This is a genomic window from Pararhizobium sp. LjRoot255 (genome assembly GCF_964252905.1).
Taxonomy (GTDB): Bacteria; Pseudomonadota; Alphaproteobacteria; order Rhizobiales; family Rhizobiaceae; genus Pararhizobium.
In genome coordinates, this window is record NZ_CAXUPQ020000001.1 from 1,422,982 (window position 1) to 1,436,001 (window position 13,020).

The 13,020-nt window shown below is 61.6% G+C and carries 8 protein-coding genes; 2 read left to right on the forward strand and 6 right to left on the reverse strand.

Annotated features, from left to right (window positions below):
- Window positions 1-140 precede the first annotated feature (140 nt).
- Together ACSQ2W_RS07110 and ACSQ2W_RS07115 are read right to left on the reverse strand one after the other, a co-directional pair.
- Complete coding sequence (locus ACSQ2W_RS07110) at window positions 141-1,529, reverse strand: M20/M25/M40 family metallo-hydrolase (RefSeq protein WP_436085625.1); 1,389 nt, start codon at window positions 1,527-1,529, stop codon at window positions 141-143.
- 100 nt (window positions 1,530-1,629) lie between these two features.
- Window positions 1,630-2,061: a MarR family winged helix-turn-helix transcriptional regulator gene (locus ACSQ2W_RS07115; protein ID WP_436085626.1), complete on the reverse strand. Its 432-nt coding sequence runs from the start codon at window positions 2,059-2,061 to the stop codon at window positions 1,630-1,632.
- A 425-nt stretch (window positions 2,062-2,486) separates the two neighbouring features.
- Between ACSQ2W_RS07115 and polA the strand changes: the two genes are divergently transcribed.
- Window positions 2,487-5,513, forward strand: a complete 3,027-nt coding sequence (gene polA / locus ACSQ2W_RS07120) for a DNA polymerase I (RefSeq protein WP_436085627.1) — start codon at window positions 2,487-2,489, stop codon at window positions 5,511-5,513.
- A 296-nt stretch (window positions 5,514-5,809) separates the two neighbouring features.
- Window positions 5,810-6,664: a formyltetrahydrofolate deformylase gene (gene purU / locus ACSQ2W_RS07125; protein WP_436085628.1), complete on the forward strand. Its 855-nt coding sequence runs from the start codon at window positions 5,810-5,812 to the stop codon at window positions 6,662-6,664.
- Here purU and ACSQ2W_RS07130 read toward each other — a convergent pair.
- The 4 genes from ACSQ2W_RS07130 to ACSQ2W_RS07145 form a co-directional block, all read right to left on the reverse strand.
- Complete coding sequence (locus ACSQ2W_RS07130; RefSeq protein WP_436085629.1) at window positions 6,661-7,320, reverse strand: TetR family transcriptional regulator; 660 nt, start codon at window positions 7,318-7,320, stop codon at window positions 6,661-6,663. The two genes, purU and ACSQ2W_RS07130, sit on opposite strands and share 4 nt — an antisense overlap.
- Before the next feature lie 45 nt (window positions 7,321-7,365).
- Window positions 7,366-10,509: a multidrug efflux RND transporter permease subunit gene (locus ACSQ2W_RS07135; protein ID WP_436085630.1), complete on the reverse strand. Its 3,144-nt coding sequence runs from the start codon at window positions 10,507-10,509 to the stop codon at window positions 7,366-7,368.
- Window positions 10,510-10,519: 10 nt separating this feature from the next.
- On the reverse strand, window positions 10,520-11,782 hold the full coding sequence (locus tag ACSQ2W_RS07140; protein WP_436085631.1) for an efflux RND transporter periplasmic adaptor subunit: 1,263 nt from the start codon (window positions 11,780-11,782) through the stop codon (window positions 10,520-10,522).
- A gap of 229 nt (window positions 11,783-12,011) precedes the next feature.
- Complete coding sequence (locus ACSQ2W_RS07145; protein WP_436085632.1) at window positions 12,012-13,013, reverse strand: ABC transporter ATP-binding protein; 1,002 nt, start codon at window positions 13,011-13,013, stop codon at window positions 12,012-12,014.
- Window positions 13,014-13,020: the final 7 nt, after the last annotated feature.

Below are 13,020 nucleotides of genomic sequence, written 5' to 3' on the forward strand. Positions count from 1 at the left end.
GGATTCTTGGGGGCCGCAGCGAAATATCATCTTGGTAATGAGAACACCCCCGGCCAATCCGGTCAAGGGTGCTCACGGTTAACAGCCTCCCTTGAAACGGCCCCGCGTCGAAGCCGTGGCACGTTTCAAGGACATATGTATCAGGCGGCGAGAGCGGCGAGAATTCGGATCCACGAGCGGATGCCCTTGTGGAAGGACTGCAGCTCGTATTTCTCGTTCGGCGAGTGGATGCGGTCGTCCGAGAGGCCAAAGCCGACCAGCAGCGATTCCATCCCGAGCATCGTCTGGAAATCGCCAACGATCGGAATCGATCCGCCCATGCCGATCAACACGGCAGGTTTGGGCCATTCGTCGGACAGGGCCGATTTCGCCGTATTGAGCAGGGCTGAATCATAGGGAAGCTGGATTGCCGGCGAGCCGCCGTGCTTGTGGAATTCGACGGAGCAATCCGCCGGGATTTTCGACGCAACATAGGCGCGGAAGGTCGCGCGGATCTTGTCGGGATCCTGGGTGCCGACGAGACGGAACGAGACCTTGGCGAACGCCTGCGCCGCAATCACCGTCTTGAAGCCTTCGCCGGTATAACCGCCCCAGATGCCGTTCACTTCCGCCGTCGGCCGGGCCCAGGTCAGTTCCATGACGGAGCGACCCTTTTCTCCGGAGGGAATGGCAAGGCCGATCTCGCCGAGGAATTTCTCCGTCGACATGCCGAGCGTTTCCCAGGCCGTCTTGATCTGCGACGGCGTTTCCTCGACACCCTCGTAGAAACCATCGAGCGTGACGCGGCCAGTCTCGTCGTGAAGGCCAGCGAGAATATTGGCGAGGATATGGATCGGATTGGCCGCAGCGCCGCCGAAATAACCGGAATGCAGGTCACGGTCGGCAGCGGTGATGACGATCTCCTCGCCGACCAGGCCGCGCAGACCGGCGGCGATCGCCGGCGTGTCGCGGTCCCACATATTGGTATCGCAGACCAGCGCATAGTCCGCCTTCAGCTCGGCGGCATTGGCCTCCAGGAACGGCTTCAGCGATGGTGAGCCGGATTCCTCCTCACCCTCGAACAGGATCGTGACTTCACAGGGCAGTGCGCCGTTGATTTCCTTATAGGCGCGGCAGGCTTCGACGAAGGTCATCAACTGGCCCTTGTCATCGGCCGTTCCGCGGCCGGTGATGACCTTGCGGCCACCGTCCAGTTCCTTGATCGACGGCTCGAAAGGCGCCGTGTCCCAGAGGGTGAGCGGATCAACCGGCTGGACGTCGTAATGGCCGTAGAACAGCACGTGCGGCGCGCCCTCTTTGCCGGCCGCGTGATGGGCGACCACCATCGGATGACCGGGCGTGTCACGCACCGAGGCCACGAAGCCGAGGCCGATCAGTTCGGCAACAAGCCATTCCGCCGCCTTTCGGCATTCCGCCTTGTAGGCCGGATCGGTGGAGATAGACTGTATCCGCACCAGACCGAAAAGCCGTTCCAGGCTTTTGGGGAGATTGTCGTCAGCGCGGGTGAGAATGCTGGCCGTGTCTGTCATGTCCGAATCCTTGTTGTGCGGGCGGAACCTAGACAAAGATCGCGATGGCTTTAAGCAAAATATTTTGATCGTTCGATCGTGGCCGGCGACGGGGCGATCCTTAGCTACGCGCGCCGTTGGCAATCGCCTTGCGCATATATTCGAGCATCAGCTCCCGCTCGAAATGACGAAAGCCGGAGAAGTGCGACTGGTCCGCCGCGAGCGCCGCCGCCTTGGCGTCCGCTTCCATCGCCCGCGCCTTGTCCGTCAGGAAAACCTGCTGGGCACGTTTGTCGGCCGGGTGTTTCTTGCGAAGAATCAGGCCGTCGCGCTCCATCCGGGCCAAAGTATTGGCCATCGTCGCCTGCTCGATGTCGAGACGATCGAGGAGTTGCTTCTGGGTGAGATCCTCTTCGCCCCAAAGCTCCAGGAGCACGGGAAACTGGCCGGGCGCAAAGCCGAGCTTCTGGCCTCTCTCCTGCAAGGCGCGAGAGAAGCTCTTTGCCAGAAGGCTAGCCAGGTATGTCGCAGAATCCATCCGGTCGAAGGCCATGAATATCGGTAACTCTCACCAAGCTGGAACACAAGTTACATTGCACGCGATGGACATTGGCCGGCATAATTTTACAGGGACGTGATGCTGCCGGCAGAAAAACAAAAACCGCCATGGCGGAGGCGGAGCCACGGCGGTCTTGTCATAGTTCGGACAAAGGCCCGGAGAGGGGGGATAGGCCTTTGTCCTAAAATCTGGCTTCGGCGGGGGACAGGCCTCTAGCCAGACGACGGCGTGTTCAAAAATGCCGCTGTCTATGATTTGTGGTGTGAAATGTGGCTTTTCAAGGACTCAAGGGGGCAGTTGGCATTACAAATTGGTAACGCTGCCGTGAGGGCCCTCAATTTTTTCCCGGGCGATAAAATCCACGCCGCTCCGGAATGAAATATGGACGCCCCTCGCGGCCCGCGCTATCCCTTGTCGCCATGAAAAAAGGTGATCATCTCTTCCTCGTCGACGGCTCCGGATTCATTTTCCGGGCGTTCCACGCCATCCCACCACTCAACCGCAAATCGGACGGCCTGCCGGTTAACGCGGTTTCCGGCTTCTGCAACATGCTGTGGAAGCTCCTGACCGACGCGCGCGACACCTCCGTCGGGGTGACGCCGACCCATTTCGCGGTGATTTTCGATTATTCCTCGAAGACCTTCCGCAATGAGCTCTTCGACCAGTACAAAGCGAACCGCACCGCACCGCCGGAAGACCTGATCCCGCAATTCGGGCTGATCCGCCATGCGACGCGCGCCTTCAACCTGCCCTGCATCGAGCAGGAAGGCTTCGAGGCCGACGACCTGATCGCCACTTACACGCGGATGGCCGAGGCGGCGGGCGCGGACGTGACGATCATCTCCTCCGACAAGGACCTGATGCAGCTCGTGACGGCCAATGTGTCGATGTACGACAGCATGAAGGACAAGCAGATCTCGATACCGGACGTGATCGAGAAGTGGGGCGTACCGCCGGAAAAGATGATCGACCTGCAGGCGATGACCGGTGATTCGACCGACAACGTGCCCGGCATCCCCGGCATCGGCCCGAAGACGGCGGCGCAGCTTCTGGAGGAATACGGCGATCTCGACACGCTGCTTTCCCGCGCCGGCGAGATCAAGCAGCAGAAACGCCGCGAGAACATCCTTGCCAATGCCGAGCTTGCCCGGCTGTCGCGTCAGCTGGTCACGCTGAAAACCGACACGCCGATCGAGGTTTCGCTTGAGAACTTCGAACTTCATACGCAGGACGGACCAAAGCTCATTGCCTTCCTCAAAGCGATGGAATTCAACGCGCTGACCCGTCGGGTCGCGGCCGCGACCGAAACCGATGCGGATGCGGTGGAAGCCGCAAGCGTGCCGGTCGAATGGGGTGCGGCAGCCCATGGACCCGATCTCGACAAGGGCGAACTTTCGCCGCCGCCGCCGCCGTCCGAGCTGTCCTCGGCAACATCGCCGGCGCTCGGCAGTGCCGCCGAAGCGGCCGCCACCCCTGCTGCCGCAAAGACACTGGAGCTTCCGACAGCGACACCGCGAGACCTTGCTCAACTCCGCGCGCAAGCCTTTGGCACCGCAAAAATCGACCGCAGCGCCTATGTGACGATTCGCGACGTCGCAACGCTCGATACCTGGATTGCCATGGCGCGCGAGACCGGCATCGTTGCCTTCGACACCGAGACGACCTCGCTCGACGCGATGCAGGCGGAGCTCGTCGGCTTCTCGCTGGCGATCGCCGACAACAGCAGGAATCCGACCGGCACCGACATTCGCGCTGCCTACGTACCGATGCTTCACAAGACGGGCGGCAACGATCTTTTCAGCGACGGCGTCAAGCTGGCGCCGGATCAGATCCCGGCGGCGGTTGCCCTCGAACGGCTGAGGGGCCTGCTGGAGGATCCATCGGTCCTGAAGGTGGCGCAGAACCTCAAATACGACTACCTCGTGGCGCGTCGCCATGGCATCACCATCGCCAGCTTCGACGATACGATGCTGATGTCCTATGTGGTCGATGCAGGCGCCGGTGCCCACGGGATGGATTCGCTGTCGGAAAAATGGCTCAATCACCAGCCAATCCCATACAAGGACGTCGCAGGCAGCGGGAAGGCCGCGCTCGGTTTCGACTATATCGATATCGACAAGGCAACGGCCTATGCCGCGGAAGACGCCGATGTGACGCTCAGGCTGTGGCAGGTGCTGAAGCCGCGCCTCGCTGCGAAAAAACTCAACACCGTCTATGAGCGACTGGAGCGGCCGCTGATACCGGTTTTGGCGCAAATGGAAGAGCGCGGCATTACCATCAACCGCCAGATTCTGTCGCGCCTTTCCGGCGAACTGGCGCAAGGCGCGGCCGGCCTCGAACACGAAATCTACGCCATTGTCGGCGAGAGCTTCAACATCGGATCGCCGAAACAGCTCGGCGATATCCTGTTCGGCCGCCTCGGCCTGCCCGGCGGCGCCAAGACCAAGACCGGACAGTGGTCGACCTCCGCATCGGTGCTGGAGGATCTGGCCGCAGCCGGCCATGAACTGCCGCGCAAGATCGTCGACTGGCGGCAACTGACCAAGCTCAAATCCACCTATACCGATGCGCTTCCCGGCTTCGTCCATCCGGAAACGAAACGGGTGCACACGTCCTATGCGCTGGCCGCGACAACCACGGGCCGACTTTCCTCGTCGGATCCCAACCTGCAGAACATTCCGGTACGCACCGCCGAGGGCCGCAAGATCCGCACCGCCTTCATCTCGACGCCGGGACACAAGCTGGTTTCGGCCGATTACAGCCAGATCGAGCTCAGGGTGCTTGCCCACGTGGCCGAAATACCGCAACTGAAGCAGGCCTTTTCCGACGGCATCGACATTCATGCGATGACAGCGTCGGAAATGTTCGGCGTGCCGGTCGAGGGCATGCCGAGCGAGATCCGCCGCCGCGCCAAGGCGATCAACTTCGGCATCATTTACGGCATCTCCGCCTTCGGCCTCGCCAACCAGCTGTCGATCGAGCGCTCGGAAGCAGGCGACTACATCAAGAAATATTTCGATCGCTTCCCGGGCATTCGCGACTACATGGAAAGCACCAAGGCCTTTGCCCGCGAGAACGGCTATGTCGAGACCATCTTCGGCCGCCGGGCGCATTATCCGGACATTCGCTCGTCCAATCCCTCGCACCGCGCCTTCAACGAGCGCGCCGCGATCAACGCGCCGATCCAGGGCTCGGCCGCCGACATCATTCGCCGGGCGATGATCAAGATGGAGCCGGCGCTGGAAAAGGCGGGCCTATCCGAGCGCGTGCGCATGCTGCTGCAGGTGCATGACGAATTGATCTTCGAGGTCGAGGATGACGATGTCGAACGTTCGATCCCGCTCATCGTCTCGGTGATGGAGAATGCTGCGATGCCGGCGCTCGACATGAAAGTGCCGCTGAAGGTCGATGCCCGGGCCGCTCATAACTGGGACGAGGCGCACTGAGAGAGCAAGCCGCAGGTGCGCGGTCCAGCGCGCCTTCGCGCTGGACGCCGGCCTTGATGTTTGCGCCAAGATCAAGCACGCGAGAATCCTGTCATGGTCTGGCAGTTCTCGCGCTATGATTCTTGCATTTCCAGCCATCATTTCAGCCATCAACCCGCCCACCCCTCAGGATGATAGAAACTTGGCCGCCGGCACCGTGAAACGGTTGCCGCCGTGGCTGTCCGGCGATACCGGCGTGTATCTCCGGGCGGAACCGACCTAATCCCTCCGGACCACACGTCGATTTGGAGGAAATCATGGCGTTTCAGACTTTCATTCTCGTCCTGTCCTGTGACGACAAACCCGGCATCGTCGCCGCCGTGACGACTGAGCTTTCGGCCGCCGGCGCCAATATTGCCGAGAGCAACCAGTTCTGGGACAGGCAGACGAACCGCTTCTTCATGCGGATTGCCTTCCAGCTCCCGGTGGGCGTCTCGCGAGAGGATCTGGAGCGGGCCCTGAAGGCACCGATCGACCGCTTCGGCATGAAGGTCAGCATCACCGATGGCGGCCGCAAGCCGCGCATCCTCATCCTCGTCTCCAAGTTCGATCACGCACTGCTGCACCTGATCTACCAGATCCGTGTCGGCTGGCTGAATGCTGAAGTGGTTGCGATCGTTTCCAATCACAATGACAGCCAGCGCACGGCGGAACTGGAGGGAATTCCATTCTACTGGTGGCTGGTGAACAAGGAAAACAAGGCGGAGAAAGAAGAGAAGCTACTGCAACTCGTCCAGGAAACCGGCGCTGATCTCGTCATCCTCGCCCGCTATATGCAGGTCCTTTCCGACAACCTGTCGAAACGGCTCTATGGCAAGGCGATCAATATCCATCACTCGTTCCTGCCGAGCTTCAAGGGTGCCAAGCCCTATCATCAGGCGCATGAGCGCGGCGTCAAGCTGATCGGCGCCACGGCCCATTACGTCACGCCGGATCTCGATGAAGGCCCGATCATCGAGCAGGAAACCGAGCGTGTGACGCATGCCATGAGCGCCGACGATTTCGTTGCCGCGGGCCGCGACATCGAGAGCCGGGTGCTGGCGCGTGCCGTCAAGCTGCATCTGGAAGACCGCGTCATGCTCAACGGCCACAAGACCGTGGTGTTCCGCTAGGCCGTCTGTTGGAGATCGGCCGAAGTGGTCAGGTCGATGGCGGGCGGAACTCGCCGGAAACCGTTGAACATCCGCTTCAGCCCCTCCTTGCCTTCGGCTGCCAGATCAAAGCGGCGGCCGAAGAGAAGCCATTCGCTGCAGAGTCCGCCCATCATCCACCACAGTGCCTTGGTCGCCGATCGTGGCGTCCAATTTGCATCGAGACAACCCTCGCTGCTTGCTTTGGCAAAGGCGCTTTCGAGCAAGGCGGCGTGCCTGTCATCAACCTCCTGCTGTCTTTCAAGAACCGGCATGAGGTCCTCGCCATAGTCGCAGCGCAGGAGAATTGTAAAGATGCGTTGACGGTGCTCGTCGCCAGCCAGTTCGTCCAGCCAGTCGACCGTCAATTTCTCGATATTGCCGAGCACATCGGATCCGGGCTCTTCGATCTCGCGGGCGAGCATATCCTCTTGCGGCATCTGCACGGAATTGTAGAGCGCCAGAAACAGATCGGTCTTGTTGGAAAAATGCCAGTAGATGGCACCGCGCGTAACGCCGGCCGCCTTGGCAACGTCCTCGAGCGTCGCGTTGGAGACGCCCTTTTCGTAGAAAAGCCGCTCCGCAGCACCGAGGATGTTGTTGCGCGTTTCTTCCGCCTCTGCCTTGGTTCTCCGCATGTCTGCCCTTTCAAGGAAAAGGCCCGCAACAGCGGGCCTCCTCTCTCATTCGCCTGGTGTTGCTAGTGTTTCCGGTGCCGGCTCCGCCGGCTTCGCCTTCGCCCGCCCGAAGATCGTCATCACGAAGACGAAGAAGATCGGCACGAAGAAGATGGCGAGAACCGTTGCCGAAATCATGCCGCCCATGACGCCGGTACCGATAGCGCGCTGGCTGCCCGAGCTTGCGCCGGTGGCGATCGCCAGCGGCAGAACGCCGAGCGTGAAGGCAAGCGACGTCATCAGGATCGGCCGGAAGCGCAGATGCGATGCCTCGATCGTCGCTTCCAGCAGCGATTTGCCGGCTTGTATCTGCTCCTTGGCGAACTCGATGATCAGGATCGCGTTCTTCGCCGAAAGGCCGATGATCGCGATCAGGCCCACCTTGAAGTAGACGTCGTTCGACATGTCGCGCAGGGTGACGGCGAGGACCGCGCCGATGACGCCGAGCGGCACCACCATGATCACCGAGACCGGGATAGACCAGCTTTCATACAGCGCCGCCAGGCACAGGAACACCAGAAGGCAGGAGAGCGCGATCAGGATCGGCGCCTGCGAACCCGACTGGATCTCCTGCAGCGACTGCCCGGTCCATTCATAGCCGAAACCGGCCGGGAGCTGCGTGACGAGATTCTGCATCTCGGCGATCGCATCACCCGAGGAGTAGCCCGGCTTGGTATCGCCGCTGATGCGCACCGCCGGATAGCCATTGTAGCCCACGGTCTGCGTCGGCGCCTTCACCCATTCGACAGTCGCGAACGAGGAGATCGGCACCATGCCGCCACTGGAGTTGCGAACGTTTAGATTGAGCAGGTCGGCCGTCTGCATGCGCTTGTTCTCGTCCGCCTGCACGGTCACGCGCTGCATGCGGCCTGCATTCGGGAAGTCGTTGACATAGGTCGAGCCGAGGTTCGTCGAGATCGTCGTGTTGATGTCCGCGAAGGTCACACCGAAGGTGTTGGCCTTCTCCCGGTCGATGATCACGTTTGCCTGTGCTGCGTCCGGCATGCCCTCGAAGCGCACGCCGGCAACGACAGGACTTTGGGCGGCGAGACCGAGCAGCTGGTCTCGCGCCTGCGCGAGCGCTGCCTCGCCGAGACCACCGCGATCCTGCAGGCGGAAGGAGAAACCGCCCGTCGTGCCGAGCCCCTGGATCGGCGGCGGTGACAGCGCAAAGCTGATCGCGTCCTTGATCTGGCTCATCGCCATGCTGGCGCGGCCGGCAATCGCCTGGGCCGCATTTTCCGGCCCGCGCTCCGCCCAGTCCTTGAGCGTGACAAAGGCAAGCGCCGCGTTCTGCCCTGCGCCGAAGAAGGAGAAGCCGTTGATCGCGACGATACGATCGACACCCTGTTCCTTGCTGAAGATGTCTTCGGTCTGCTGGATCACCTCATCGGTGCGGTGTCCTGTCGCCTCCGACGGGAGCTGCATCATGACGATGACGTACCCTTGGTCCTCATCCGGCAGGAAGGAGGACGGCAACTTGAGGAACAGGTAGCCGAGACCGACCAGCACGGCCAGATAGATGATCATGAAGCGGCGGGTTCGGCGGGTGAGCCATGACACGGAGCCGCTGTAGCGATGCGAGGTGCGCTCGAACAGGCGGTTGAACCAGCCGAAGAAACCGCTTTTCGCGTGATGATGCCCCTTCGGCACCTGCTTCAGGAAGCTGGCGCAGAGCGCCGGCGTCAGCGACAGGGCAAGCAGCGCCGAGAACAGGATCGACACCACCATCGTCAGCGAAAACTGGCGATAGATGACGCCGACAGCGCCCGGGAAGAAGGCCATCGGAATGAAGACCGAAGCCAGAACCAGCGTGATGCCGATAACGGCGCCGGTGATCTGCTTCATCGCCTTGCGGGTCGCTTCGCGCGGCGTCAGCCCTTCTTCCGACATGATGCGCTCGACGTTTTCAACGACGATGATCGCATCATCGACGAGAATGCCGATCGCCAGCACCATGCCGAACATAGTGAGCACGTTGATCGAGAAGCCCATGAAATACATGACGGCACAGGTGCCGAGCAGGGCCACGGGAACGACGATGGTCGGGATGATCGTATAGCGGATGTTCTGCAGGAACAGGAACATCACCAGGAACACGAGGCCGACCGCTTCAAGCAGGGTGTGCAGCACCTTCTCGATCGAGACCTTGACGAAGGGTGAGGTGTCGTAGGGGATCGAATATTCCAGCCCCTGCGGGAAATAGGCCGAAAGCTCGTCCATGCGCGCCTTGATCGCCGCCGATGTTTCCATGGCATTGCCGGTCGGCGAGAGCTGAACGCCGATGGCAGCAGAAGGCTTGCCGTTGAGGCGGGTCGAGAAGGAATAGCTTTCGCCGCCCACCTCGAGTCGCGCTACGTCACGCAGGCGTACGGCCGAACCATCCGGATTGGCGCGAAGTACGATGGCGCCAAACTCTTCCGGCGACGACAACTGGCCCTTGATGATCACGGGCGCTGCGATCTGCTGTGTGATCGGGTTCGGCTGCGCACCGATCGAGCCGGCCGCGACCTGGGCGTTCTGCGCGCCGACCGCCGTCGTCACATCCTGTGCCGTCAGGTTGAGGCCAAGCATCTTGTCCGGATCGAGCCAGACGCGCATCGAGCGCTGGGTGGCAAAGAGTTGCGCGCGGCCGACGCCGGGAACGCGCTGGACTTCGCTCAGCACGTTGCGGTTCAGGTAGTCGCCGAGCCCGATGGCGTCCATCGATCCGTCCGTCGAGGTCAGCGCAATGATCAGGAGGAAGCCAGAGCCGGCTTCATCGACCTGCACGCCCTGTTGCTTGACACTATCGGGCAGCCGCGCTTCGACGCGGCGCACGCGGTTCTGCACATCGACGGCCGCCTGCGCCGGGTCAGTGCCCGGCTCGAAGGTGACATTGATTTCGCTCGATCCTTGAGCGCTTGACGTGGATTCGAAATAGAGAAGCCCGTCAACTCCGTTCAACTCGTCTTCGATGAGGCGCGTGACGCTCTGGTATGTGTCCTGCGACGATGCGCCGGGATAGGTGGCGGTGACGGAAATCTGCGGCGGCGCCACGTCCGGATATTGCGAGATGGGAAGCTGCGGGATGGCGATGGCGCCGGCCACCATGATGAAGATCGCAACTACCCACGCAAAAATCGGCCTGTCTATGAAGAAACTTGGCATCGTGCCGTCCTCACTTCTGCTCGACCGCGGGCTTTTCGCCCTCGGCCGGTGCGGCGGCAGCGGTATCGGCCTTGCCGGCTTCCGCTTGCGCGGACTGCGCCGCTCCAGCCTCGCCGGCAGGCTTGCCGTTCGGATCCCACTCGGCCGGAACGACCTCCGCTCCGGGGCCGATCTTCTGGAAGCCCTCGACGATCACCTTCTCGCCGGTTTTCAGGCCGTTGGTCACCATCCAGCGATTGCCGACGGTGCGGCCAAGCGTGATGTTGCGGAATTCCACCTTGTTCTCGGCATTGACCACATAGACCTGCGACTGGCCGCTATTGCTGCGCTGGACAGCCTGCTGCGGGATGGCGATCGCGTTCTTTTCGACACCCTGCTGGATCTGCACACGGACATACATGCCCGGCAGCAGGTCACCATCCGGGTTGGGGAACTCGCCCCGCAGCGTCACCTGCCCGGTCGTCTCATCGACGGCGGCTTCCGAGAAGAGCAGCTTGCCCTTCTGATCATAGGGCGTACCGTCATCGAGGATCAGCTTTACCGCCGCTTCATTTTTTGCCGTCATCAACTGACCATCCTGCAGCGCTCTGCGCAGGCGGATCAGATCGGTCGCCGGCTGCGTGAAGTCGGCATAGACGGGGTCCAGCTGCTGGATCGTTGCCAAGTTCTCCGTGCCATTGGCACTGACCAGCGCTCCCTCGGTGATGAGTGCACGGCCGATCCGGCCATTGATCGGCGCGGTGACGCTCGCATATTGCAGGTTCAGTTCGGCGGTCGCCAGACCGGCTTCGGCAACAGAGACATCGGCATTGGCCTGCGCCAGTTGTGCGATCGCATCGTCATACTGCTGAAGCGCCGCGGCACCGGATTTACGCAACTGCGTCTGACGGTCAGCGGCCTGCCTGGCCTGAACCTGCACGGCCTTGGCGCGTGCCAACGTCGCCTCGGCGCTGTCAACCTGGACCTGGAAGGGCGCCGGGTCGATCTTGTAGAGCACATCACCTTCCTTGACCATCGAGCCCTGCTGGAAGACGCGGTCGACGACGATGCCGGTAACGCGCGGACGGACCTCGGCGATACGGGTCGCTGCGATCCGGCCCGGAAGCTCGTTGGTGATCGGCAGTTCTTCGGTCTTCGTCGTCACGACGGCGACCTGGGAGGGAGGAAACGCCGGAGCAGCCTGCTCTTCCTGTTTCTGGCATCCGGCAAGCAAAGCGAGTCCTGCCACAGCCGCTGTCGAGATCAATCGATTCATCCGCATCGTCGGTTCCAAGCAAAAGTCCGGCGCGCACCCAGCTCCTTGCGTGAGGAAAGCGGTGGCGGCCGGAAGTTAAAATATCAATGAGATACGGAGCGCCGGACAAGTGGACTGCCATATCAACTTATACAAACAGACATGTATGTTAAAACCGGAGGGAGCGCAAGCCAATGCTGCGGGTACAAATAAACGTGAACGAGCGACGGCCTCCGCCATCGCTCGGCAAAAAACTGATTTTTGAAGATCAGCGCAGAACGCGATCGTCAGCGCCGAAACGATGCATCGCCGCCTTGTCCGGCGTCGCATAGACAACGTCATCGACATCGTAGCGGTGCTCGCCAAAGAGCCGCACCGTCAAAAGGCCGGTAACCTCGGTCTCCAGATAGAGGATGGTATCGGCGCCGAGGTGCTCGACATGGATGACCTTGCCCTTCCAGTCGCCGCTCCCACGCGACAGCGTGATATGCTCGGGCCGGATGCCGATGGTTTTGGCCTGGCCGTCGCCGAGCTTGCCCGCCTCGATGAAGTTCATCTGCGGCGATCCGATGAAGCCGGCAACGAAGACGTTTGCCGGCTTATTGTAAAGCTCCATCGGCGAGCCGACCTGCTCGATGCGGCCGGCATTGAGCACGACGATCTTGTCGGCGAGCGTCATGGCTTCGACCTGGTCATGCGTCACATAGATCATCGTCGCCTTGAGGCTGCGGTGAAGCCTGGCGATTTCGAGACGTGTGTTGACACGCAACGCCGCGTCAAGGTTCGACAGCGGCTCGTCGAACAGGAAGAGCTTCGGCTCGCGCACGATGGCGCGGCCGATGGCGACACGCTGGCGCTGGCCGCCGGACAGTTCAGCCGGGCGGCGCGCGAGATAGGGTTCCAGGGACAACATCGAGGACGCCTTGCCGACCTTGGCGTCAACCTCGGCCCTGGGTGCGCCCATCTGCTTCAGGCCAAGGCCCATATTGTCCTTCACGGTCAGGTGCGGATAAAGCGCGTAGGACTGGAATACCATGGCGATGCCGCGTTTGGCGGGTGGCGTGTTGATCACCTCCTGACCGTCGATCTGGACGCTGCCGGAGGTTGCATCCTCCAGACCGGCGATCACCCGCAAAAGCGTGGACTTGCCGCAGCCGGACGGGCCGACGAAAATGACGAACTCGCCGTCCTTCACCTCAAGATCGATGCCCTTGAGAACTTCCTGGGCGCCGAAGGTCTTGCGGATGGATTTCAGATTCAAAGATCCCACGTGAGGC